The sequence below is a fragment of the Microbacterium sp. G2-16M genome, assembly GCF_055809115.1.
The window spans coordinates 224,219-247,528 of the sequence record NZ_CM147897.1; the positions used below are offsets into that span (position 1 = coordinate 224,219).

The window sequence follows — 23,310 nt, forward strand, 5'->3', positions numbered from 1 at the left end:
GGGCCAAGCTCGCCGTTCAGAACGGCGGCGGGTCGTTGGGGAGCGGTTCGGGGACGAAGGTGACGGTGCCGATCGGGATGTCGATGTACTCGCGCCCGGTCGGGCTGGTCCATCGCAGCTTGCCGTGTCCGATCTGCTCCACCCGCCAGAGGGTGTTGTGCTTGACGACGTGGTGCGGCCGGCATTCGTCGGCGAGATTGTCGTCGCTGGTGGGACCGCCCAGTGCGGCGTCGAGGGTGTGGTCGTTGTCACAGTGCCAGGGTGGGCGGGTGCAGCCGGGGAACCGGCAATGCTCATCACGCACGTCGAGGAAGCGGCGCAGTTCCGCAGAGGGTCGGTACCGGTCCACGGCGACGGGTTCCCCACTGGTGGGGTGGGTGAGCACCCGATCCCAACCCGGCGCGTGCGCGGCGAGTCGTTTGGCGGTCGTGAGGTCGATGGGTCCGTGCCCGGCCAGGATCGGAGGCTGTCTGCTGTGCCCCAGCAGGGTGAGCGCCGGGACGGTGATCTGCACCTTCGCGTCGATGCGCTCGAGCCCGTCACCGTGCCCGGTCGGAGTGCCGGTGAGCAGGATGTCGGTGAACAGATCGGCGCGGAGCTGGTCCATGGTGCGCGGGTCGCCATCGTCCTCCGCGTCGTCACCGTCAGCACCGCCACTCGGGCCGGTGATCAGCGTGAACGACGCTTCACCGTCGACGGGCGAGCCCTCCGCCGGGCGGTCGACGTCTATGGCATCAGCGCCGGAGAGCGACTCGTCCGGCCGCTGCTCGTCGTTGCGACGCCTTTTCTTCCTGACCTGGTACGCCTGGCTCGTGATGCGGTCATACACGGCGCGGGCGAGAACTGCAGGGCCCTCGAACAGGACCTGCCCACGCCCGTGGCCGAGATCGACGTACCGCACGAACCGATCCTGCCTGGCTTCCTCGACATGCTGCGCGGCGGCATCCGGATCGATCCGCGCGGCGAGGATCTTCGCGATCTGCGAGAGACGGTACGGCGTCTCGCCGGCGGCGGCGGCCAACGCCCGCCCCTCATACTCGGCGCGCCTGCCGGGGTCGGTGATGAACGCCCCCTCATCGACGATCGTGGATGCGTGGGCGCAGTCGATCTCGCCACGACCCAGCGCGGCATAGGTGGCGGGGAACTTGCCCACCAGCAGCGCCGCCGTTCCCATGCGGGTCTGCACCGACCGGTCCGACAGACGCGTCGCCGCGCCCAGTTCCGCCGAGATCTCCCGCAACGGGAGCTTGTGCGAGACCGGCAGATCGCGGCGGAACCGATCGCGTTCGCGCTCGATGACCACATCCACCGCATCAGAGAGCAACCCGGCCTCGCGCGCCTGGAGGATCGCGATCTGCCTGCGCGTGTCGACCAGATCGGTGACGATCGCGTCAAGGGTGCCCCAGATGCCCCGCGGCGACGGCAGTCGGCCATCTTCGAACACCTCCCGGTCGCGGGCGGCACGATCTGCCTCTGCTGCCGGGTCCACCTCTCGCCGCGCCGGCCGGACGGCGGGCGTCGACTCTTCCGGAGTCGCCATGGAGTGCGACGGAGATGCGGGGACCGCATCCGACGCCGACGCGGACTCAGACCCTGAAACAGGATCGGGTATCGAACCCGGCGACTGCGGCACAGCTGACACGAGAAAGCTCCAGACGGACGTCGACGAATAGAGGACGTGCCCTCGACGTCTGAAGCGTGATGATCTTGGCCGGAAACTGGTGCGTATCGAGGCTTGCTACTCCATCCAGCATAGCACAGAGCTTCTACACTGCAATGGGATCAGGTGAGAACCGTCTCATGCTCGGGGCGATTCAGAGTCGGCAGTCACCGAGAATCAGGGCGGCCATCTGCGAGATGCATGGGTCGGTGTCGCAACCACGTTCTACAGTGGCCAGCACTTCGAGAAGGGAACGGATATGACATTCGAGATGGATCCCGCGACGCAGGCGTGGCTCGACCAGGAAGACCAGCGCACGGCTCAGATCATCCGCAAGTACGGCACGTACAACGAGTACGTCATCGGCGATCCCGACGAGGAGTCGCCGTCCTTCGCCTACAGCGTCGGGCTGTTCGGGCTGGGGCATCCGGAGCTGCTCGTGTTCGGCGTCGGCCAGACGACGGCGTGCCACATCCTGAATGACATCGCCGCGCGTGTGCGTGCCGGAGCCGACCTCGTGGCCGGCGAGGTCGTGACGTTCGACGGCTGGGGTCACCGGGCACTGGTCGAGCCGGTGCCGAACCCGGGGGAGATCGTGTTCGCGGCGAATCGGTTCTACCAGCGGCCGAGCGAAGCGTCGGTGCCGGTGTACCAGCTGACCCTCGACGATCAGGACGGGCGGTTCCCCGGGCAAGACGGATACGCCCGTCCCGCCTGGGTGCAGCCTCGACCGGGGGAGTTCCGCGCGTGAGTCGGGCAGATCGCCAGACGTCCGCGCGCAGCGCCGTTCAGCCCTTGTGGCGCGGTTTGCGCGGCGGCCGGTCGTCGCGATCGCGACGCGGCGGACGATCGTCGCGGTCTCCCGGCGCGGAGCGCCGCCGCCCCGGCGCCCCACGGTCCAGCGTGATCTCGATCAGGCGCCCCGAGATCCGGGTGTCGCGGAGTCGTTCGAGCACTGCCGGGTCGAGGTTCGCCGGCAGCTCGACGATGGAGAAGTCGGGCTTGATCGCGATCGCGCCGAAGTCGTCGCGGCGCAGTCCGCCTTCGTTGGCGAGGGCGCCCACGATCTGGCGCGGCTCGACGCGGTGCCGTCTGCCCACCTCGATCCGGTAGGGGGCGTAGTCGCCGCGGCCGCGTCGCGGCTCGCGCGGTTCGCGCTCGGCGCGAGCGCCGCGCTCCTTCGTCGGACGGTTCACCGCGTCGACGGATGCGGTGAGCGGGTCGTGTTCGGGGTCCAGCAGCAGCGGCGTCTCGCCCTGAGCGACGATCGCGAGGGCGGCTGCGACATCCGACTCGGGCACATCATGGTGTCGCACGTAGTGGTCGATGATGTCGCGGAACGCCTCGATCCGGCCGGTGGCCTCCAGAGCCGCGGTGATGGCGTCGTCGAAGCGGGCCAGGCGGGTCGTGTTGACGTCCTCGGTCGTGGGCAGCGTCATCTGCGCCGGCTGCTGGCGCGTCGCCTTCTCGATGTGCTTGAGAAGGTAGCGCTCGCGCGGGGTGATGAAGCTGATCGCGTCGCCGGTGCGTCCCGCCCGACCGGTGCGGCCGATGCGGTGCACGTACGACTCGGTGTCGGTGGGGATGTCGAAGTTGATCACGTGGCTGATGCGCTCGACGTCCAGCCCGCGGGCGGCGACGTCGGTCGCCACGAGGATGTCGAGCTTGCCGTCCTTCAGCTGGTTCACCGACCTCTCCCGCTGCGCCTGCGGCACGTCTCCGCTGATCGCCGTCGCGGAATAGCCGCGGGCGCGCAGCCGCTCGGCGAGCGTCTCGGTCTCGTTCTTCGTGCGCACGAAGACGATGACCCCGTCGAAGTTCTCCACTTCGAGGATGCGGGTGAGGGCATCCACCTTCTGCGCGTACGAGACCACGAGGTAGCGCTGGGTGATGTTCTGATTCGTGGTCGTCTTCGTCTTGATCGCGACCTCTTCGGGATCGCGCAGGTACTTCTGCGCCAGCCGGCGGATCGCGGCGGGCATCGTGGCTGAGAACAGGGCGACCTGCTTGTCCTCGGGCGTCTGCGCGAGGATCTGCTCGACATCCTCGGCGAAGCCCATCTTCAGCATCTCGTCGGCCTCGTCCAGCACGAGGTACTTCAGTTCGGTGAGATCGAGAGTTCCCTTGGCCTGGTGGTCCATGATGCGTCCCGGCGTGCCCACCACGATGTGCACCCCGCGGCGCAGCGCCGACAGCTGCACGCCATAGGCCTGCCCGCCGTAGACGGGGAGGACATGCACGCCCTTCATGTGACCGGCGTACGATTCGAACGCCTCGCACACCTGCAGGGCGAGCTCGCGGGTCGGTGCGAGCACGAGCGCCTGAGGGGTCTTCTGGGAGAGGTCCAGGCGCTCCAGCACGGGCAGGGCGAATGCCGCGGTCTTGCCGGTCCCGGTCTGTGCGGTGCCGAGCACGTCCCGGCCGCTCAGCAGCAGCGGGATGGTTGCAGCCTGGATCGCCGAGGGCGTCTCGTAGCCGAGGTCGCGGACGGCGGCGAGCACCGGGCCTGTGACCCCGAGCTCCTCGAAACCGGGTGCGATGGGCTCGGCCTCCGTCGTCGGTGTGGCATCGGTCGTCGGTGTGGTATCGGTCGTCGGTGTGGCATCGGTCATGATCCGGCTCCTGTCAGGTCGAGCAGCTTCTCGCGCACCTGGCGGCGCAGCACCTTGCCGATCAGCGATGTGGGCAGCTCGTCGACGACGAACACGCGTCGCGGCACCTTGTAGGGGGTGAGGATGCCGCGGGCGAAGTCGCGGATCGCCTCGACGTCTGGCTCGGTCACATCGGGGGCCAGCACGACCGCGGCCACCACCTCTTCGCCGGAGTGCTCGCTGGGCAGGCCCACGACGGCGACGTCGTCGACGTCGGGATGCTGACGCAGGGCGTTCTCCACCTCGGTGGGGGCGACGTTGAAGCCGCCGGTGATGATGAGTTCCTTGATCCGGTCGACGATGCGCACGAAGCCCGTCTCGTCGATCGTGACGATGTCGCCGGTGCGGTACCAGCCGTCGACGAACGCCTCCTCGGTCGCTTCGGGTTTGCCGTAGTAGCCGCCGAACACCTGCGGGCCGCGGACGACCAGTTCTCCCGGCGCGCCGGGCGCGACATCCGTTGTCGGCTCGCCCGGGTCGACGACGCGGCACTCGGTGCCCGGCAGCGGCAGGCCGACCGTCCCCGGGACGCGGGTGTCGGCGACGGGGTTCGCCATCAGCACGGGAGAGCATTCGGAAAGACCGTAGCCCTCGACGAGGTACCCGCCAGAGGCCTTCTCGAACGGCACGACCAGTTCATGCGGCAGCGCCATCGCGCCCGAGATCGCGATCTCGGTGCCCTTCAGCGAGATGCCCTTCTCGTGCGCGGCATTCAGGAGGCGCTCGGCGATCGGCGGGACCAGCGGCAGGAACGTCGCGGGATGCTTCTTCGTGACATCCAGCACCATGTCGGGGTCGAACTTCGGGAACAGCACCAGCCGCGCGCCCATCGACATCGCGAACGTCAGGCACAGGGTGAGGCCGTAGGCGTGGAACATCGGCAGCACGGCGTAGACGACGCATCCGTTCCCGCGCACGATCTGCGGCACCCACGCGCGGGCCTGTGCGGCGTTGGCGAGCAGGTTGCGGTGGGTGAGCGATGCGCCCTTCGGCGTGCCGGTGGTGCCGCTGGTGTACTGGATGATGGCGAGGTCGTCCGTCGACGGCTGCGGGTGGGTCGGCGGCAGGGGATCCGCAGCGACGATCTGCTTCCATGGGATCGTGCCGGAGACGCGGCTGTACAGCGCCTCGCGCGATTCGCGTGCCTTGGCGATCGGCAGCTTCAGCGCGAGGCGGGTGGCCAGCGGCATCGCGGTGACCACGTCGACGGAGATGAGGTTCGTCACGGCGAGGTCCGCGGGGAACTCCTGCACGGTTTCGACGACCTTCGTCCACACGATCGCGGTCTTCGCGCCGTGATCCTCGAACTGCTTGCGCAGCTCGCGCGGCGTGTACAGCGGGTTGTGCTCGATCGCCACGGCGCCCAGGCGCAGGATCGCGTAGAACGCCACGATGTGCTGCGGGCAGTTCGGCAGCACTATCGCGACGCTGTCGCCGGCGCCGACGCCGCGTGCCTTCAGACCGGCCGCGGCGCGGTCGATCTGCTCCTCCAGCTCGCGGTACGTGGTCTCGCGGCCGAAGAACTGCAGCGCCGGGGCATCCGGGTAGTCGCGCGCGGATGCCGCGACGATGTCGACGAGCGAGCCGCTCACCGGCTCGAGATCCTCCGGGACGCCGGGCGGATAGCTGGCGGTCCACGGGCGCGGCGGATCGTACGACGTCATCGGACCAGCCTACGCGCCGGCGGTCTCGGGCATCATGGTGGGTGTGAGTGATGTCGTGCTGCGCGCCTGGTCTGTCGATGATGCTGCCGCGCTCGTCTCGATCGCGGCGCAGACCCGCGACCTCGGCACCCAAACCGGTTTCACAGACCTGTCGTCACAGCCGGCTGCCCGTTCGTTCATCGCATCGTTGACCAGCATGCCGTATTCGCTGCGCGACGACCATCTCGATCGGCTCGCGCTATCGAAATCCGCATTCGCGCATACGATTTTCGGGAGCGCGTGGCGAAAACGGCAGCGCGACGGCACCCGCCGGGGGAGGCATCCCGCCGCCCATAGACTGGAGGGGTGTCTGAAATCACCCCCGAACTCGTGCGCCACCTCGGTGTGCTCGCGCGGATCCAGCTGAGCGACGAGGAGATCGAGCGGCTCACCGGCCAGCTCGACGTCATCGTCGACAACATCGCCAAGGTGTCGCAGGTCGCCACTCCCGACGTGCGGGCCACGAGCCACCCCGTCGCGCTGCAGAACGTCTTCCGGCCCGACGAGGTCGGCGACACGCTCACCCGCGCGCAGGCGCTGCAGAATGCGCCGGATGCCGCGGACGGCCGCTTCCGCGTGACGGCGATCCTGGGGGAAGAGCAGTGACCGACATCACCCGCCTGACCGCCGCCGCGCTCGCCGACCGGCTCGCCGCGGGCGAGATCTCGTCGGTCGAGGCCACGCAGGCCCACCTCGACCGCATCGCCGCCGTCGACGGCGACATCCACGCGTTCCTGCACGTGAACGAGAAGGCGCTGGATGCCGCGGCCGACATCGACCGCCGCCGCGCAGCCGGCGAACAGCTCGGCCCCCTCGCCGGGGTCCCGCTGGCGATCAAGGACGTGCTGGTCACGACCGACATGCCCTCCACGAGCGGGTCGAAGATCCTGCAGGGCTACATGTCCCCGTTCGACGCCACCGTCGTCGCCCGGGCGCGTGCCGCCGGTCTGGTGCCGCTGGGCAAGACCAACATGGACGAGTTCGCGATGGGCTCGTCCACCGAGCACTCCGCCTACGGTCCCACGCACAACCCGTGGGACCTCGAGCGGATCCCCGGCGGCTCCGGCGGCGGTTCGGCCGCAGCCGTCGCCGCGTTCGAGGCGCCGCTCGCGCTCGGCTCGGACACCGGCGGCTCGATCCGTCAGCCCGCACACGTCACCGGCACCGTCGGGATGAAGCCGACCTACGGCGGCGTGAGCCGGTACGGCGCCATCGCCCTCGCGTCGTCGCTGGACCAGGTCGGCCCGGTCACGCGCACCGTGCTGGACGCCGGTCTGCTGCACGATGTCATCGGCGGGCACGACCCGCACGATTCCACGTCGCTGACCGACGCCTGGCCGTCGTTCGCCGACGCCGCGCGCGAAGGCGCGACCGGCGGAGTGCTCAAGGGGCTGAAGGTCGGCGTCGTGAAGGAGCTTCCCGACAGCGGCTTCCAGTCCGGGGTCGCGGCATCGTTCCGGTCATCGCTGGACGTGCTGCAGGCGCATGGCGCCGAGATCGTCGAGATCAGCGCCCCGCACTTCGAGTACGGCGTCGCCGCCTACTACCTGATCCTGCCGGCCGAGGCATCCAGCAACCTTGCGAAGTTCGACTCGGTGCGGTTCGGGATGCGGGTCGAGGTACCGGGCGGGACCGTCGAGGACGTCATGGCCGCCACCCGCGACGCCGGCTTCGGCGACGAGGTCAAGCGCCGCATCATCCTCGGCACCTACGCCCTGTCGGCGGGCTACTATGACGCCTACTACGGCTCGGCGCAGAAGGTGCGCACACTGATCCAGCGCGACTTCGATGCGGCGTTCGCCGAGGTCGACGTGATCGCGACGCCGTCGGCGCCGACCACGGCGTTCAAGATCGGCGAGAAGATCGACGATCCACTGCAGATGTACCTGAACGATCTGACCACGATCCCGGCGAACCTCGCCGGTGTGCCGGGGATCTCGATCCCGTCCGGCCTGGCCGACGACGACTCGCTGCCGGTCGGCATCCAGTTCCTGGCGCCCGCGCGCGAAGACGCCCGGCTGTACCGGGTGGGTGCGGCCCTGGAGGCCGCGCTCGTCGAGAGATGGGGCGGCCCGCTGCTGGATCGCGCCCCCGTTCTGGGAGGGGTGCGCTGATGGCGCAGCTGATGGACTTCGACGCGGCCCTCGAGCTGTTCGAGCCGGTGCTCGGCTTCGAGGTGCACGTCGAGCTGAACACCAAGACGAAGATGTTCTCGCCGGCGCCGAACACGTTCGGGCGCGACCCGAACACCGACCTCGCACCGGTGGACCTGGGCCTGCCCGGTTCGATGCCGGTGGTCAACGAGCAGGCGGTGCGCTTCTCGATCAGCCTGGGCCTGGCCCTGGGCTGCGAGATCGCGGAATCGTGCCGCTTCGCCCGGAAGAACTACTTCTACCCGGACATGGGCAAGAACTACCAGATCTCGCAGTACGACGAGCCGATCGCCTTCGAGGGGCAGGTCGAGGTCGAGCTCGAGGACGGCACGCTGGTCCAGGTCCCGATCGAGCGCGCGCACATGGAGGAGGATGCCGGAAAGCTGACGCACGTCGGCGGCTCGGACGGCCGCATCCAGGGCGCCGCATACTCCCTCGTGGACTACAACCGCGCGGGCGTGCCGCTGGTCGAGATCGTGACCAAGCCGATCATCGGCGCCGAGCATCGCGCCCCCGAGCTGGGGGCGACCTACGTCCGGACGATCCGCGACATCGTGCTGTCGCTGGGCATCTCGGACGCCCGGATGGAGCGCGGCAACCTGCGCTGCGACGCCAACGTGTCGCTGCGCCCGCGCGGCCAGACCAAGCTCGGCACGCGCACCGAGACGAAGAACGTCAACTCGATGAGGTCGGTCGAGCGCGCGGTGCGGTACGAGATCCAGCGCCAGGCGGCGATCCTGGCCGCGGGCGGGACGATCACGCAGGAGACCCGCCACTGGCACGAGGACACGGGGGTCACCTCGCCCGGGCGCCCGAAGTCGGATGCCGATGACTACCGGTACTTCCCGGAACCCGACCTGCTGCCCGTGGTGCCCTCGCGTGAGCTCGTCGAGCAGCTGCGCGCCGCGCTGCCCGAGCCCCCCGCCGTGCGCCGCCGTCGGCTGAAGACCGAGTGGGGCTTCACCGACCTCGAATTCCAGGATGCCGCCAACGGCGGGGTGCTCGTCGAGATCGAGCAGACCGTCGCGGCCGGTGCGACGCCGGCGGCGGCCCGCAAGTGGTGGACAGGCGAGCTCGCCCGGCTCGCCAACGACACGGGTCGCGAGACGAGCGAACTCGTGGAGCCGGCCGCGGTGGCCGAGCTGCAGAAGCTCGTCGACGCGGGGACGCTCACAGACAAGCTCGCCCGCCAGGTGCTGGAGGGCATGGTCGCCGGCGAGGGGACTCCGCAGGAGATCGTGGATGCCCGGGGCCTGGCGGTCGTCTCGGACGACGGTTCTCTCATCGCCGCGATCGATGAGGCGCTGGCGGCCCAGCCGGACGTGCTGGCGAAGATCCGCGACGGCAAGGTGCAGGCCGCCGGCGCCATCATCGGCGCGGTCATGAAGGCGATGCGCGGCCAGGCCGACGCCGCCCGCGTGCGCGAACTGATCCTGGAGCGCGCCGCCGGGTAGGCATCACGCCAGGTCCCTGAGCGAGGAGCGCAGCGACGAGACGAAGGGCCGGTGGTCCCTCCCGGGCCCGGTCGTCCGCGGCCTCCGGCCCTTCGTCTCGCTGCGCTCGCTCAGGGACCTGGGATGCGCCCCGAGGTCCCTGAGCGAGGAGCGCAGCGACGAGACGAAGGGCCGGTGCGTTCGCGGGCGCGGATGTCGGAGGCGTCGGCGAGAATGGACGGATGGGACGCGGGGACGGATCGGGCAGACGCGTCTCGCCCGAGGGAGCCGACGACACCGGCGCCGGCATCCTGCACGTGGACATGGACGCGTTCTATGCGTCCGTGGAGGTCCTCGACGACCCGTCGCTGCGGGGCAAGCCGCTGATCGTCGGCGGCATGGAGGGGCGGGGAGTCGTCTCCAGCGCGTCGTACGAGGCGCGCCGCTACGGGGTGCGCTCGGCCATGCCGGTGGGACAGGCGCTCCGGCTGTGCCCGACGGCCACGGTCGTGCCGCCGCACTTCGAGCGGTACCTCGACCTGTCCGGTCAGGTGATGGACATCTTCCACGAGATCACGCCGCTGGTCGAGCCGCTGTCCATCGACGAGGCGTTCCTGGACGTCCGCGGTGCCCGTCGGCTGTGGGGTCCACCCGCGCGCATCGCCGGGATGCTGCGCACCCGCGTGCACGAGCGGACCGGTCTCACCTGCAGCGTGGGGGCCGCCGCCACGAAGCATGTCGCCAAGATCGCGTCGACGATGAGCAAGCCGGACGGGCTGCTGATCGTCGCCGAACCGGACACCGAGGCGTTCCTGGCGCCGCTGAGCGTCCGCACGATCTGGGGGATCGGGCCGAAGACGGCCGAGGCGCTCGAGGCGAGGGCCATCCGCACGGTGCAGGACATCCTCGACACGCCCCCGCCGGTGCTCGTGCGCGTGCTCGGCCCGGTCGGCGCGGATCGGATCGCCCGGCTGGCGCGCGGCGAGGACGCGCGTGAGGTCGAACCGGAGCGGATCGAGAAGAGCGTCGGCCACGAAGAGACCTTCCGCACCGACATCGCCGACTCCCGCGTCCTGCGCGCCGAGCTGCGCCGCCTTGCGGATCGCGTCGGAGCGCGGCTGCGGCAAGCGGGGTGGGAGGCGGGCACCGTCTCGATCAAGATCCGGTACGCGGATTTCACCACCCTCACCCGCGCCCAGACGCTGCCCGAGCCGACCGCCGTCGGTCAGCGGATCGGCGAGGCGGCGCTCGAGCTGTTCGATGCGCTGGACCGGCCCCTGCCGGTGCGGCTGGTGGGCGTGCGGACCGAGAAGCTGCGCGCGGCCGGCAGCGGCGGGCTCGCGCTGTGGGACGACGACGAGGAATGGCGCCAGGTCGAGGGGGCGCTCGACGACGCGGCGTCCCGGTTCGGCGCCGGCGCCGTGACCCGCGCGGCGTTCCTCGGACCGTCCCGCGACGTCGGCGGCGTCACGCATCATCCGCCGCGCCGCCGCGAGAGCCGATAGGGCGCGGGGCTGTCCTGCGGGCGCTCGGGCGGCTAGCGTGGAGATATGCCCAACATCGCACTCGAACTCGGCAAGAACGCCGCATCCTTCGGCGTGAGCAGCGCCTACGGTGAGCAGCAGGATGTCGACGGCATCCGCGTCATCCCGGTCGCGATCAGCTGGTCCGGCTACGGCGGCGGCTCGGATGAGTCCGGCAACGGCGGCGGTGGAGGCGGGGGATACGCGATCCCGATCGGCGCGTATGTGCGCCGCGGCGACGAGCTGCGCTTCGAGCCGAACGTCGTGTCCTTCCTGGCGGTCGCGATCCCGTTCGTCTGGGTCTGCGGCCGTGCGCTCAGTCGTGTCATCCGCGCCCTCAAGCGATAGCGACATCCTCGCGGCAGCGCTGCAGACGGCCGCGTCCGACATCCTGCGCGGCATCTCCGCTTCCGATGCCTCCGCGCCGGTGGTGCTGATCGACGGGCGCAGCGGTGCGGGAAAGTCCAGCCTCGCGCGGCTGCTCGTCGCGCAGTGGCCGACGTCGGCGCACGCCCAGCTGGTCGCGCTGGATTGGCTGTATCCCGGCTGGGACGGGCTGGAGGGCGGCGTCGACCGGGCACGGGACGACATCCTCCTGCCGCACCGTCGCGGACAGCTCGGTGTGTGGCGTCGGTGGGACTGGGAAGCCGGGGTCCCGGCCGAGGAGCACATCGTCGACCCCGCGCTCCCGCTGATCGTCGAGGGATCGGGGATGCTCACCGCGGCGACGGCGCAGTTGAGTGAGGTGCGTGTCTGGCTGGAGGCCCCCGACCGGTCGCGCAAGGACCGTGCACTGAGACGGGACGGGGACCTCTACCGTCCGCACTGGGAGCGGTGGGCGGCGCAGGAGCAGCGACACCTCGCTCGCGATCGCCCGATGGATCACGCCACGCACACGGTCGTGCTGCCGTGAACGGGCGTCAGGCGTCCGGATCCGCAGCGCGCAGCAGCCCCTCCAACCGGTAGCCGAGCCACTCGTAGATCCCGAATCGGGGATCCTCCTCGTCGTGGTCGGCTTCGGTGCGGATGCCGAGGCGGGATGCCAGCACCAGGCGGAGCGCTGTGAGGGTCCGCAGCCACGCCTCCAGCTGGTCCGGCCCCAGCGTCACCGAATCCGTGCGCAGCGCCGCCTCCTCCGACTCCGGCGCCGGCAGCGGAGCGCCCAGGTCGGACAGCACTTGCTGCGCATCCTGATCCCGCCGGCTGAGCAGGTCGTCGGAGGTGAGCGCGCGGAACTGACGCGAGGCATCCGGATCATCCGCATAGGCATCGGGGATCAGACGCGCCAGGGCCGGGTCCGTCGCGGCGCCGTCGGTCGGCCCGTCATGCAGCAGCGCGCGGAACTGCTCGACCAGGTCGGCGAGATGCACGGCCTCCAGGCGCGTGATCTCCAGGACGACGGTGCGCGGGGTCATTCGGGGGCCTTCCGGATCGTGGCCCACAAGCCGTAGTCGTGCATCGCCTGGGCGTGCAGTTCCATCTGCTCGCGCGGCCCTTCGGACACGACGGCGTGGCCCTCGTTGTGCACCGCGAGCATGAGTCGGGTGGCGACCTCGCGGGAGTAGCCGAAGTACTCCCGCAGCACGCGGACGACGTAGGTCATCAGATTCACCGGGTCGTTCCAGACGACCGTCTGCCACGGTCGATCCGGATCGACCGTGCGCATGAGGTCGATGTCCTCGTCGATGTCGGGGGAGGCCAGAGCGCTCATGCCCACCCCAGCTCGTGCAGCCGGGCGTCGTCGATGCCGTAGAAGTGCGCGATCTCGTGCACCAGCGTCGTGTGCACCTCGTCACGAAGCTCGTCCTCGTCCGCGCAGGCGTGCAGATGCGGCGCGCGGTAGACGATGATCCGGTCGGGAAGCTCGCCGACGCCGTACCGATCGCGCTCGGTGAGCGCCCAGCCCTCGTACAGCCCGAACAGGTCGAGGCTGCCGTCCTCGGGGCGGTCCTCCACCACGAACACGACGTTCTCCAGGCCGTCGACCATGTCGTCGGGCAGCCGGTCGAGTTCGTCGATCACGAGCGCCTCGAACACGTCGGCATCCATCTGCAGCATCGGGCGCTCAGCTCCTGCACGTCGCAACGGGGACCGAGTCGGACCCGCCTGCCGGTGCCGGTCCCGTGGGGTGAGTAACGGGGCTCGAACCCGCGACATCGGCCACCACAAGGCCGCGCTCTACCAACTGAGCTATACCCACCGTGGCCCCGTCGAGACGGGGCAACCAGACGATTCTCTCACACCTTCGCAGCGAACGACGACACGGTGGCGGCGGCCACGGCTTTGGCGTCATCACTGGTCGGGCCGGGGGCCGAGACGAACACCGCCTGGCGGTAATAGGCGAGTTCGCGGATCGATTCCCGGATGTCGGCGAGCGCCCGGTGCCCGCCGTCTTTGGCCGGCGCGTGCATGTACGCGCGGGGGTACCAGCGCCGGGCGAGCTCCTTGATGCTGGACACGTCGACGTTGCGGTAGTGCAGCCAGTGGTCGACGTCCGGCATGTACTTCGCCAGGAACATCCGATCCGTGCCGATCGTGTTCCCCGCCAGCGGGGCCTTGCCGGCCACCGGCACGAAGCGCCGGATGTATGCGAGCGTCTGCGCCTGCGCGTCGGCCAGGCCCACACCCTGGGGCATCTCCTCGATCAGCCCCGAGGTGGTGTGCATCTTCGTGACGAACTCGTTCATGTGCGCCAGGGCCGGGGCGCCCGGTCTGATGACGATCTGCAGGCCCGGATCCAGGGCGTTGAGCTCGAAGTCGGTCACGATGACGGCGATCTCGACGAGTTCGTCGACCGCGAGGTCGAGGCCCGTCATCTCGCAGTCGATCCACACGAGCCGGTCGTTCTCGGATGATCCCACCATGTGATCATCCTAATGACGGCGTGGGACAGACCCGCGCGTGCGGCGCGGACGCCGGATGCGCAAAAGCCCCTCCGGGAGGATTCGAACCCCCGACCTTGCGGGTAGAAACCGCTCGCTCTGTCCCCTGAGCTACGGAGGGATGGGTGAGACCAGGCTACCTGGATCGCGCCGCCCCGGGAAACGGGTCTGGCGTGTCCGGACGGGGCGGCGTACGGTCGGGAATGCAGCGGAAGGAGCTCGATCATGGCGCAGACAGAGGCCAAGCACGCCGTGTGGGTGGCATACGGTGCGACGGGGGTGACCGGCAGCATCCGCGAGTCCGACGATGGGTACGTCGTCACGATGGCGGATGCGGATGCCTCTCTCGGGGTCTACCCGACGATGGAGGTCGCGAAGTCGGCCCTGTACTCGGCGATGCCGGCCGGCAGCGACTGGCCCCGGTTCGAGCAGCACTGACGCGGGCGCTGCCGTCAGCGGGTGAAGCGCAGGCAGTCCAGGGCGTCGTCGGCCGACCAGAACTCGCCGAGGTCGATGAATGATCGCGCCCCCGGATGGTACCGGCGGGCGCGATAGCGGATGCCGCGCGGGTCGTCGCGGGTGTCGATGTGTCCGACGATCAGTCCGGCGGCATCCAGCACCCGCCATCGGCCTGCTCCGATCGGGCTGAGTCGCAGCCCGGTGGTCCGCCGGACCGGCGGAGTCGTCGTGGTGCGGGATGTGAGCATCGCGGTCATGGGGTCCTCCTGGCTCCGAAGATATGTGCGGCCTCCGACATCCCGTCCCGCGCGTCGGCTTCCGGGTCGGGCGAAGCAGCCGGCGGCCGCCGATTCCTCCCCAATTCGGCCTCGTGCGCCGATTCGGCCCATTCATCCCCAGTTCGCCGGATCGGCCTGCGGCGCCCGGCGGCACGCGGGCAGAGTGGTGACTGCTCCGGTGCCCGATCGGGCACGGGGCACCGGAGCAGCCCGACCGCTGCCCGGCAGTGTCGGAAAGGAGAACGAGATGAGCGACACGATCACGATCACCGGCAACCTCGCCGCCGACCCCGAGCAGCGCTTGATCGGCAACGGGACGACGGTGACCAGCTTCCGGGTGGCGAGCAGTCAGCGACATCGGGACAAGGACAGCGGGAACTGGGTGGAGACCGAGCCGAACTGGTATCAGGTGTCCGCCTTCCGCGGACTCGGCGCGCACGCTTTCGCGTCCCTGCACCGCGGTGAGCGGGTCATCGTCACCGGCAGACTCAAGGTGCGCCGGTGGGAGAACGAGAAGGGCAAGGGGATGAGCGTCGAGATCGACGCCGAGGCCATCGGCCACGACCTGCTGTGGGGCACCACCCGGTACACGAGGGCGGGAGCAGCCGACCAGTGGAACGTTCCCGGGGCGGATGCCGCGGCCGGGCCGACGACGGAGGGGCAGACCGAGTGGGCGACCGCTCAGCCGGGCGAGGGCCGCGCGGCGGCCCTGGACGCCTCCGCCACCGGGGGACCGACCCCCGGGGCATCGTCCCCCGACTGGGGGGCGCCGGGTGCCGACGTGCCATCGCCGCCTCCGCTGCCCGCCACGCCGACCGGGACGGAGCGCGAGCTCGCCGATGCGCCGTTCTGACGGCGGCACGGCGCCGCCCGGACCTCGTGGTGCACGCGCACCGGGCCGGGCGGCGCTCGTGCACCGGGAGAGTGTGCGCCCACCGCCTAGACTCGGCCTGTGCGCCCGCGTCCTGTCCGTCCCGTCCGCGCCCGCGCCGCCGCGGTCGTGTGCGCGATCGGGGTCACGGCTGCACTGCTGGCCGGATGCTCCGGAGAGGGCCTCGCCGGGCCGACGACATCTGCCTCGCCGGCGTCCGCGTCCCCGACGCCTGCGAACTCCTCAGCCCCCCCGAGCCCGACGCCTGGCCGCACGGCTCCCGCGCTCGTGCCGGACGGCACGGCGCAGCAGAACCTGGCGCTGTTCCGCGAGGTCACGCACGCCGTGTGGGCGGGCGCGGACCGGGTCCACGGTCGGGCGTACATCGACGCCCTGGTGAAGGCGGGCTTCCGCAAGAAGGCGATGCAGGTCACCGAGGACCTGACCACGGTGGGCAACCCCGCCGAGACGATCCAGTTCTCGGTCCGGTGGAAGGACGGACAGTGCCTGATGGGTCAGGTCGGTCCCGAGACCGGTGACCCGGTGACCACCGTGATGCCGGGGCTGGCCGATGGCCGGTGCCTTCTGGGCACGACCCGCGACATCGACTGGTGACCCGCGTTGTGCCGGTCAGTGCGCGCGCAGGGTGGACGGTCGCCGACCGCTAGGCTGGGACGTTGACGTCGTCATGCAGGGAGAGCGTTTTCGAATGGCTGAATATATCTATCAGATGGTGCGAGCCCGCAAGACCGTGGGCGACAAGCTGATCCTCGACGACGTGACCATGGCGTTCCTGCCGGGCGCGAAGATCGGCATGGTCGGACCCAACGGCGCGGGCAAGTCGACGATCCTGAAGATCATGGCGGGGCTGGACCATCCGTCCAACGGCGAGGCCATGCTCTCGCCCGGTTACACGGTCGGCATCCTGATGCAGGAGCCCGAGCTCGACGAGTCCAAGACCGTCCTGGAGAACATCCAGGAGGGCGTCGCGATCAAGGGCAAGCTCGACCGCTTCAACGAGATCTCCGCGCTCATGAGCGACCCCGACGCCGACTTCGACACGCTGCTGGCCGAGATGGGCACGCTGCAGGAGGAGATCGATGCGGCCGACGCATGGGACCTCGACTCGCAGCTCGAGCAGGCGATGGATGCGCTGCGCACCCCGCCCGGCGACGCCGCCGTCGCGACCCTGTCCGGTGGTGAGAAGCGCCGCGTGGCCCTGACCCGACTGCTGCTGCAGAAGCCCGATCTGCTCCTGCTGGACGAGCCGACCAACCACTTGGACGCCGAGAGCGTGCAGTGGCTCGAGCAGCACCTGCAGAAGTACCCCGGGGCCGTCATCGCCGTCACGCACGACCGATACTTCCTGGACAACCTGGCCGAGTGGATCGCCGAGGTCGATCGTGGCCGGCTGATCGGCTACGAGGGCAACTACTCGACGTACCTGGAGAAGAAGTCCGAGCGCCTGCAGGTGCAGGGCAAGAAGGACGCCAAGCTCGCCAAGCGGCTCTCCGAAGAGCTGGACTGGGTGCGGTCGAACGCGAAGGGCCGTCAGGCCAAGTCGAAGGCACGTCTGGCCCGCTACGAGGAGATGGCGGCCGAGGCCGAGCGCACCCGCAAGCTCGACTTCGACGAGATCCAGATCCCGCCGGGCCCGCGCCTGGGCAGCATCGTGATCGAGGCGAAGAAGCTGGAGAAGGGCTTCGACGGCCGCTCGCTGATCGACGGACTCAGCTTCAGCCTGCCGCCGAACGGCATCGTCGGGGTCATCGGGCCCAACGGCGTCGGCAAGACGACGCTGTTCAAGGCGATCGTGGGCCTGGAGCCGCTGGACGGCGGCGACCTGAAGATCGGCGAGACGGTCCAGATCAGCTACGTCGACCAGACGCGTGCGGGGATCGATCCGGACAAGAGCCTGTGGGAGGTCGTCTCCGACGGGCTGGACATCATCACGGTCGGCAAGATCGAGATCCCTTCGCGGGCGTACGTGTCGAAGTTCGGGTTCAAGGGGCCGGACCAGCAGAAGAAGGCCGGCGTCCTGTCCGGTGGTGAGCGCAACCGGCTGAACCTCGCGCTCACGCTCAAGCAGGGCGGAAACCTGCTGCTGCTGGACGAGCCGACCAACGACCTGGACGTGGAGACGCTGCAGTCGCTGGAGAACGCGCTGCTCGAGTTTCCCGGCTGCGCCGTGGTGATCACTCACGACCGCTGGTTCCTGGACCGGATCGCCACGCACATCCTCGCGTACGAGGGCACCGAGGAGCAGCCCGACAAGTGGCACTGGTTCGAGGGCAACTTCGAGGCGTACGAGCGGAACAAGATCGAACGCCTCGGACCGGACGCCGCCACCCCACACCGCTCGACCTACCGCAAGCTGACGCGTGACTGAGCGCGCGGGCCGGAGGCTCCACGTCCCGATGCCCCTGCGATGGGGCGATCTGGACGCCTACAACCACGTCAACAACACCGCGATGCTCAAGCTCCTCGAAGAGGCGCGGGTGCGCGCGTTCTGGCGGCCGCAGCCGGGGGAGGACGCCCCGGACACCGCGGTCCTGAGCACCGGACTGGACAGCGGCGTGCTCACGCTCATCGCCCGGCAGGAGATCGAGTACCTCGCGCCGGTGCCGTACCAGCGACATCCGCTCGACGTGCAGATGTGGTTCGGCAGCCTCGGCGGCAGCAGCCTCGAGGTCTGCTACGAAGTGTGCTCGCCGACCCAGACCGCCGGTGCCGACGGTCAGCGGGTGTACGCCCGGTCGACCGCCATCGTGGTGAAGGTGGATGCCGTCAGCGGACGACCGATGCGGCTCAGCGAGATCGAGCGCGCGGCGTGGGAGCCCTATGTCGGCGACCCGATCGTCTACGCGCACCGGCGCTGATCGCCGCCGACTCGGCCGGCATGTTCACCGCGGCGCGGGAAGCCGCACCATGACCTCCTGTGCGACCGAGGCCAGCAGCACGCCGTCCTCGGTGTAGATCCGGCCCTGCGCGAGGCCCCGCCCGGCCTGGGCGCTCGGCGACTCCTGGACGTACAGCATCCACTCGTCCACCCGCCCGTCGCGATGCCACCACATGGCGTGGTCGAGGCTGGCCAGCTTCAGGCCGGGGGTGCTCCAGGACACCCCGTGAGCGCGCAGGATGGACTCCTGGATCGTCATGTCCGACAGGTAGCCGAGAATGGCCCGATGCAGCGCCGGGTCGTCGGCGAGCCGCTTGCGCGTGCGCATCCAGACCGCCTGATGCGGCTGCGGCGAGCCGTCGACCGACAGGTAGATCGGTGACGGGATGTGCCGGACATCCAGCGGGCTCTCGGCGAAGAACCGGTGCGACAGCGGGTGGGTGCGCAGGGCGGCGGCGTCGCCCGAGACGTCGTCAGGTCCAGGGAAGTCGGGCATCGGCGCCTGGTGCTCGAGCCCGGGTGTCTCGTCCTCGAACGACGCGATCATGGAGAAGATCGGCACTCCGGCCTGGAACGCCTGCGTGCGCCGGGTCGAGAAGGACCGGCCGTCGTGGATGCGGTCCACCGAGAACGTGATGCTCGCCGATGCGTCGCCGGGCCGCAAGAAGTAGCCGTGCATGGAGTGGGCGGTGCGCCCGACCTCGACGGTCCGCTGCGCGGCCACGATCGACTGGGCCAGGACCTGCCCGCCGTACACCCGGCCCTGCGGCATCGGCTGTGAGAGGCCGACGAAGATGTCCTCGGTGGTGCGGGCATCGGACTCGGCCAGGTCGAGCACCTGCAGCAGGGCCGTGATCGGATCCGCGGAGTCCGTGGTGGCGTCGGTCACGTGCCTAAGCTTAGGACCGATGGCGCAGCGACTCGTGTTCCCCGATCCGTACGCCGCCGCCGACCTGCTCACCTTCGCCGGTCGTGCCGCGCGTACCGGTGACGGCGCCGTCCATTTGCAGGCGACGGGTGGGATGCTGCGCACCACCGCGGCCCCGCTCGTGCGGCAGGGGCTGCTGGATGCGACGCCGACCATCCTCGGGATGCGGGTGCTTCCGGCCGATCCCGAGCTCGAGTGCGATCTGGTGGTCGAGGCGGTCACGCTGCAGTCGGCGTCCGACGACCCGTGCGCGGTCGTGCTGCCGGACACGGCGGTCGCGCCGACGCTGTGGTCGTCCGCGCCGCTGCCGCGCACCGGCTGGGAGGACCTCGGCGAGCTGCCGGCGGATGCGCTGCGGGCGCGCGCGGCCTGGGGGATGTCGGCTGTCGCCCACGCCCTGCCGTTCGATCCGGGGGAGCAGGTGGTCCGCACCGTCCGGGGCCGGATCTGGAGCGAGCCCGACGACGAGGTGGCGGGGATGCCGCGAGGCGTCGCGTTCGTCGCGGTCACGATGGGGTTCCTCGGCGATCAGCCCGAGCGGGTCCCGGTGCGCGGGTGCGGGCGGTGGACCCGTCTGTCGTTCCGCCGCGGCCACGTGCTGTGGCGGGGTCCGGCGCACACCGGCATGACCGGCGTGCGCGCCACCGGGGCATCCCTGGGCTGAGACGTCAGAGCCGCACCTGACGCGTCAGAGCGCGGCGGCCGCCGCGCGCCCGGCCACCCGGCCGGAGAACAGGCATCCGCCCAGGAACGTGCCCTCCAGCGCCCGGTACCCGTGCACGCCGCCGCCGCCGAAGCCGGCCGCCTCGCCGGCCGCGTACAGGCCCGGGATCGGGCGGCCGTCGGCGCCGAGCGCACGCGAAGACAGGTCGGTCTGGATGCCGCCGAGCGACTTGCGAGTCAGCACGTGCAGCTTGACCGCGATCAGCGGGCCGGCGGCGGGGTCGAGGATGCGGTGCGGCGCGGCGGTCCGGATGAGCCGGTCGCCGCGGTACGCACGGGCCGAGCGGAGCATCGCGATCTGCGCGTCCTTGGTGAAGTCGTTGTCCATCTCGCGGTCGCGCGCCTCCACCTCCATCCGCACCCGCTCGGGGTCCAGCGCATCGCCGCCGGGCAGCGCGCGCATCCCGTCGATCAGGTCGTCCAGCCGCTCGCGCACGACGAAGTCGGCGCCGTGGTCCAGGAACGCCTGCACCGGGCCGGACGCACCCTTGCCCAGCCGCGACTTGACCAGCAGCGGGACGTCCTTCCCGGTCAGGTCCGGGTTCTGCTCGCTGCCGGAGAGCGTGAACTCCTTCTCCACGATCCGCTGCGAAAGGACGAACCAGGAGTGGTCGTGGCCGGTGGCGCGCAGGTGCTCCAGCGTGCCCAGCGTGTCGAATCCGGGGAACAGCGGCACCGGCAGGCGGCGCCCGGTGGCGTCCAGCCACACCGAGGACGGCCCGGGGAGGATCCGGATGCCGTGGCCCGGCCAGACCGGATCCCAGTTCTGGATGCCCTCGACGTAGTGCCACATGCGGTCGGTGTTGATCAGCCGCGCCCCGGCGTCGGCGCTGACCTGCTGCAGCGATCCGTCGACGTAGGCCGGCACCCCGGTGACCATGGTCTGCGGCGGCGTCCCCAGCCGCTCGGGCCAATTGCGCCGCACCAGCTCGTGGTTGCCGCCGATGCCGCCGGACGAGACCACGGTGGCGGCCGCCGAGACGGTGAACGAGCCGACGACTTCGCGCGAGGTCGCCATGCCTCGGGCGGCGCCGGACGGCGCGAGGATGTCGCCGGCGGCGCCGGTCACGGTCCCGTCGTCGGTGCGCAGCGTGGTGACGCGGTGCCGCGGGAGGATCGTGATCCGTCCGTCGGCCTCGGCACGCTCGACCGCGGCCTGGAACGGCGCGACCACGCCCGGCCCGGTGCCCCAGGTGATGTGGAACCGCGGGACGGAGTTGCCCGGACCGGTGGCGGTGTACCCGCCGCGCTCGGCCCATCCGACCACCGGGAAGAAGCCGACGCCCTTCTCGCGCAGCCAGGCGCGCTTCTCGTGGTGCGCGAAGTCCAGGTAGGCCTCTGCCCAGCGCCGGGGCCAGGCATCCTCGTCCCGGTCGAAGCCGGCGGTGGCGAACCAGTCCTGCCGCGCCAGCTCGGGAGAGTCTCGGATGCCGAACCGGCGCTGTTCCGGCGAGTCGATGAACAGCAGCCCGCCGAAGGACCACCACGCCTGTCCGCCGAGGTTGGTGCGCGGCTCCTGGTCGACGATGACGACCCGCTTGCCGGCCTCGGCAGCCTCGGCCGCGGCGACGAGGCCGGCCAGCCCCCACCCGATGACGAGCAGGTCGGTGCTGTGTGCGGCCTCGGTGGTCATGGCGTCTCCTTCGGCGCGGGCGGCGGGGTCGGTTCGAACGTGTTCACCATCGAGTGGGCGGCGCGCTGCAGATAGTCCCACAGGGTCGCGTCGTGCAGCGGGGCCAGCTCGAGCTGGTCCATGGCGTCGCGCATGTGGCCGAGCCAGCGGTCGCGCGCCTCGGGGTTGACGTGGAACGCGACGTGCCGCATCCGCAGCCGAGGGTGGCCGCGCTGCTGGCTGTACGTGCTCGGGCCGCCCCAGTATTGCTCCAGGAACATCCGCAGCCGCTCCTCGGCCCCGTCCATGTCGTGCTGCGGGTACATCGGATGCAGGATCTCGTCGGTGGCCACCCCCTGATAGAACAGGCGGACCAGCCGGACGAACACGTCGTGCCCGCCGATCTCGTCGTAGAACGAGAGGGGAGCGCTCTGGCTCATGGGGTTCCCTTCGGATCGGCACCGGGGCCGCGGCCCTTGCCCTTCTTCGGCTTCCACACCACGTCGTCCGGGATCGGGTTGGGCTTGGTCTTGGGCGGATTCGCGCCGCGCACCCGCTGGGCGCCCTCGGCACCGGTGAGCACGACCGATCCCAACTCGGCCACCGTCACACCCGCGGTGTCCAGCGCCGCCTTCAGCCGCAGCCGCAGCTCGCTGGCCACGTCGTCCTTCGCGTGCGCCCGGGTCTTCAGCACGATCCGCAGCAGCAGGCTCTCGCCGGCCACGGACTGCAGGCCCCACACCTCGGGGAACCCGGTGATGCGGCTGCGCCACTTCGGGTCCTTCGTCAGGCCGGTCGCGGCATCCATCAGGTCGTCCTCCACCGCCGCGACATCCGCGTCGACGGGCACCGACACATCGACGATGACGCGCGACCAGCCCTTGGACATGTTGCCGATCCGGGTGACCTCGCCGTTGCGCACGTACCAGAGCGTGCCGTTGACGTCCCGCACGTGCGTGACGCGCACGCTCACGTACTCCACGATGCCGGTGGCCAGGCCCAGATCGACGACGTCGCCGATGCCGATCTGATCCTCGGCGACGATGAAGATCCCGTTCAGGACGTCCTTGACGATGTTCTGGGCGCCGAAGCCGAGGCCCGCGCCCAGCGCGGCGGTCAGCAGCGCGAACGAGCCGAGGATGCCGGGGAACAGCACGTTGACGATCAGGATGATGGCGATCACGCCCACCAGCACGTTCACGATGTTGCTGAGGATCGTGCCGAGGGTGCGGGTGCGCTGGACCAGCCGCACCGAGGCCAGCGGCGAGCGCTCCAGGGCCTGGGTGTCGGCGACCTGCGCCTTGTTCTTGGCCCCATTGACGATGCGGTTCACGACCCGGCGGATGAGGATGCGCAGCAGCCAGGCCACGACGACGGCGCCCACCACGATGCACAGGGCCGAGAGGACCCGCCATCCGGCCTCCACGAGCACGTCCAGGGCGCCGGTGATCCAGGCGGGCAGCGCAGGTGCGTCCGCGGCGAAGGCGGTCAGCGAGGCGAGTACGGCGGACATCGTCTCGATCCTAACGACGGAT

General features: G+C 70.3%; 26 protein-coding genes and 2 tRNA genes. 14 read left to right on the forward strand and 14 right to left on the reverse strand.

What is annotated here, in order from left to right:
- Positions 1-16: 16 nt before the first annotated feature.
- Positions 17-1,540: a DUF222 domain-containing protein gene (locus AC0L6F_RS01080; RefSeq protein WP_274635705.1), complete on the reverse strand. Its 1,524-nt coding sequence runs from the start codon at positions 1,538-1,540 to the stop codon at positions 17-19.
- 379 nt (positions 1,541-1,919) lie between these two features.
- Between AC0L6F_RS01080 and AC0L6F_RS01085 the strand changes: the two genes are divergently transcribed.
- A complete protein-coding gene (locus tag AC0L6F_RS01085; RefSeq protein WP_274635704.1) occupies positions 1,920-2,411 on the forward strand; it encodes a DUF4262 domain-containing protein in 492 nt (163 codons plus the stop codon).
- Between the two features lie 37 nt (positions 2,412-2,448).
- Here the strand turns inward: AC0L6F_RS01085 and AC0L6F_RS01090 are convergent, their stop codons facing one another.
- Positions 2,449-4,272: a DEAD/DEAH box helicase gene (locus AC0L6F_RS01090; RefSeq protein WP_274635703.1), complete on the reverse strand. Its 1,824-nt coding sequence runs from the start codon at positions 4,270-4,272 to the stop codon at positions 2,449-2,451.
- Entirely contained in the window at positions 4,269-5,975 is a 1,707-nt protein-coding gene (locus AC0L6F_RS01095) for a long-chain-fatty-acid--CoA ligase (RefSeq protein ID WP_259611829.1), read from the reverse strand. Before AC0L6F_RS01095 ends, AC0L6F_RS01090 begins: the two co-directional genes overlap by 4 nt.
- A 43-nt stretch (positions 5,976-6,018) precedes the next feature.
- Between AC0L6F_RS01095 and AC0L6F_RS01100 the strand changes: the two genes are divergently transcribed.
- The 7 genes from AC0L6F_RS01100 to AC0L6F_RS01130 all read left to right on the forward strand — a co-directional run bounded on the left by AC0L6F_RS01100 (position 6,019) and on the right by AC0L6F_RS01130 (position 12,036).
- Positions 6,019-6,381 (forward strand): hypothetical protein, encoded by a 363-nt coding sequence (locus AC0L6F_RS01100; RefSeq protein ID WP_473538886.1) that lies wholly within the window; start codon positions 6,019-6,021, stop codon positions 6,379-6,381.
- Complete coding sequence (gene gatC, locus AC0L6F_RS01105; protein ID WP_473538888.1) at positions 6,321-6,620, forward strand: Asp-tRNA(Asn)/Glu-tRNA(Gln) amidotransferase subunit GatC; 300 nt, start codon at positions 6,321-6,323, stop codon at positions 6,618-6,620. Before AC0L6F_RS01100 ends, gatC begins: the two co-directional genes overlap by 61 nt.
- Entirely contained in the window at positions 6,617-8,128 is a 1,512-nt protein-coding gene (gene gatA / locus AC0L6F_RS01110; RefSeq protein WP_274635700.1) for an Asp-tRNA(Asn)/Glu-tRNA(Gln) amidotransferase subunit GatA, read from the forward strand. Before gatC ends, gatA begins: the two co-directional genes overlap by 4 nt.
- Positions 8,128-9,621 (forward strand): Asp-tRNA(Asn)/Glu-tRNA(Gln) amidotransferase subunit GatB, encoded by a 1,494-nt coding sequence (gene gatB / locus AC0L6F_RS01115; protein WP_473538889.1) that lies wholly within the window; start codon positions 8,128-8,130, stop codon positions 9,619-9,621. The genes gatA and gatB overlap by 1 nt, the downstream gene beginning before the upstream one ends.
- Positions 9,622-9,842: 221 nt before the next feature.
- Complete coding sequence (gene dinB, locus AC0L6F_RS01120; RefSeq protein ID WP_259611832.1) at positions 9,843-11,105, forward strand: DNA polymerase IV; 1,263 nt, start codon at positions 9,843-9,845, stop codon at positions 11,103-11,105.
- Positions 11,106-11,150: 45 nt separating this feature from the next.
- The gene (locus tag AC0L6F_RS01125; RefSeq protein WP_274635698.1) at positions 11,151-11,471 is read left to right on the forward strand and encodes a hypothetical protein; all 321 of its coding nucleotides are present in this window, start codon (positions 11,151-11,153) and stop codon (positions 11,469-11,471) included.
- A complete protein-coding gene (locus AC0L6F_RS01130) occupies positions 11,446-12,036 on the forward strand; it encodes a nucleoside/nucleotide kinase family protein (protein ID WP_473538890.1) in 591 nt (196 codons plus the stop codon). The genes AC0L6F_RS01125 and AC0L6F_RS01130 overlap by 26 nt, the downstream gene beginning before the upstream one ends.
- A gap of 7 nt (positions 12,037-12,043) precedes the next feature.
- Here the strand turns inward: AC0L6F_RS01130 and AC0L6F_RS01135 are convergent, their stop codons facing one another.
- The 6 genes from AC0L6F_RS01135 to AC0L6F_RS01160 all read right to left on the reverse strand — a co-directional run bounded on the left by AC0L6F_RS01135 (position 12,044) and on the right by AC0L6F_RS01160 (position 14,126).
- Positions 12,044-12,538, reverse strand: a complete 495-nt coding sequence (locus AC0L6F_RS01135) for a DUF2017 family protein (protein ID WP_274635696.1) — start codon at positions 12,536-12,538, stop codon at positions 12,044-12,046.
- Positions 12,535-12,834 carry an ATP-dependent Clp protease adapter ClpS gene (gene clpS, locus AC0L6F_RS01140; protein WP_259611833.1) on the reverse strand — a complete coding sequence of 100 codons (300 nt, stop codon included), beginning with the start codon at positions 12,832-12,834 and terminating at the stop codon, positions 12,535-12,537. Before clpS ends, AC0L6F_RS01135 begins: the two co-directional genes overlap by 4 nt.
- The gene (locus AC0L6F_RS01145; RefSeq protein ID WP_259611834.1) at positions 12,831-13,181 is read right to left on the reverse strand and encodes a metallopeptidase family protein; all 351 of its coding nucleotides are present in this window, start codon (positions 13,179-13,181) and stop codon (positions 12,831-12,833) included. The genes clpS and AC0L6F_RS01145 overlap by 4 nt, the downstream gene beginning before the upstream one ends.
- Before the next feature lie 66 nt (positions 13,182-13,247).
- Positions 13,248-13,323: transfer RNA gene (locus AC0L6F_RS01150), tRNA-His, on the reverse strand.
- A gap of 37 nt (positions 13,324-13,360) precedes the next feature.
- Positions 13,361-13,987 carry an oligoribonuclease gene (orn, locus tag AC0L6F_RS01155; RefSeq protein ID WP_259611835.1) on the reverse strand — a complete coding sequence of 209 codons (627 nt, stop codon included), beginning with the start codon at positions 13,985-13,987 and terminating at the stop codon, positions 13,361-13,363.
- A 66-nt stretch (positions 13,988-14,053) separates the two neighbouring features.
- Positions 14,054-14,126 (reverse strand) — tRNA-Arg (locus AC0L6F_RS01160).
- Positions 14,127-14,230: 104 nt separating this feature from the next.
- Here AC0L6F_RS01160 and AC0L6F_RS01165 point away from each other — a divergent pair.
- A complete protein-coding gene (locus tag AC0L6F_RS01165; protein WP_274635694.1) occupies positions 14,231-14,443 on the forward strand; it encodes a methyltransferase in 213 nt (70 codons plus the stop codon).
- Between the two features lie 14 nt (positions 14,444-14,457).
- On the opposite strand, the gene AC0L6F_RS01170 is transcribed toward AC0L6F_RS01165, so the two are convergent.
- The gene (locus AC0L6F_RS01170; protein WP_259611836.1) at positions 14,458-14,721 is read right to left on the reverse strand and encodes a hypothetical protein; all 264 of its coding nucleotides are present in this window, start codon (positions 14,719-14,721) and stop codon (positions 14,458-14,460) included.
- Between the two features lie 268 nt (positions 14,722-14,989).
- Here AC0L6F_RS01170 and AC0L6F_RS01175 point away from each other — a divergent pair, with 268 nt between their 5' ends.
- From AC0L6F_RS01175 to AC0L6F_RS01190, 4 genes are all read left to right on the forward strand, one after another.
- Complete coding sequence (locus tag AC0L6F_RS01175) at positions 14,990-15,595, forward strand: single-stranded DNA-binding protein (protein ID WP_259611837.1); 606 nt, start codon at positions 14,990-14,992, stop codon at positions 15,593-15,595.
- Between the two features lie 99 nt (positions 15,596-15,694).
- Complete coding sequence (locus AC0L6F_RS01180; RefSeq protein WP_473538891.1) at positions 15,695-16,228, forward strand: DUF6993 domain-containing protein; 534 nt, start codon at positions 15,695-15,697, stop codon at positions 16,226-16,228.
- 94 nt (positions 16,229-16,322) lie between these two features.
- On the forward strand, positions 16,323-18,002 hold the full coding sequence (gene ettA, locus AC0L6F_RS01185; RefSeq protein WP_473538892.1) for an energy-dependent translational throttle protein EttA: 1,680 nt from the start codon (positions 16,323-16,325) through the stop codon (positions 18,000-18,002).
- 28 nt (positions 18,003-18,030) lie between these two features.
- On the forward strand, positions 18,031-18,492 hold the full coding sequence (locus AC0L6F_RS01190; protein WP_473538893.1) for an acyl-CoA thioesterase: 462 nt from the start codon (positions 18,031-18,033) through the stop codon (positions 18,490-18,492).
- Positions 18,493-18,516: 24 nt separating this feature from the next.
- Here AC0L6F_RS01190 and AC0L6F_RS01195 read toward each other — a convergent pair whose 3' ends face one another.
- Complete coding sequence (locus tag AC0L6F_RS01195) at positions 18,517-19,401, reverse strand: acyl-CoA thioesterase (protein WP_274635689.1); 885 nt, start codon at positions 19,399-19,401, stop codon at positions 18,517-18,519.
- A 19-nt stretch (positions 19,402-19,420) separates the two neighbouring features.
- Here AC0L6F_RS01195 and AC0L6F_RS01200 point away from each other — a divergent pair, with 19 nt between their 5' ends.
- Positions 19,421-20,104: a DUF8185 domain-containing protein gene (locus tag AC0L6F_RS01200; protein WP_259611839.1), complete on the forward strand. Its 684-nt coding sequence runs from the start codon at positions 19,421-19,423 to the stop codon at positions 20,102-20,104.
- Positions 20,105-20,128: 24 nt separating this feature from the next.
- Here the strand turns inward: AC0L6F_RS01200 and AC0L6F_RS01205 are convergent, their stop codons facing one another.
- From AC0L6F_RS01205 to AC0L6F_RS01215, 3 genes are read right to left on the reverse strand one after another with little or no spacing between them, the layout of a single operon-like run.
- Positions 20,129-21,796, reverse strand: coding sequence for an FAD-binding dehydrogenase (locus tag AC0L6F_RS01205; protein WP_473538895.1), 1,668 nt, complete (start codon positions 21,794-21,796; stop codon positions 20,129-20,131).
- A complete protein-coding gene (locus AC0L6F_RS01210; RefSeq protein ID WP_473538896.1) occupies positions 21,793-22,215 on the reverse strand; it encodes a globin in 423 nt (140 codons plus the stop codon). The genes AC0L6F_RS01205 and AC0L6F_RS01210 overlap by 4 nt, the downstream gene beginning before the upstream one ends.
- Complete coding sequence (locus AC0L6F_RS01215) at positions 22,212-23,288, reverse strand: mechanosensitive ion channel family protein (RefSeq protein ID WP_473538898.1); 1,077 nt, start codon at positions 23,286-23,288, stop codon at positions 22,212-22,214. Before AC0L6F_RS01215 ends, AC0L6F_RS01210 begins: the two co-directional genes overlap by 4 nt.
- Positions 23,289-23,310: the final 22 nt, after the last annotated feature.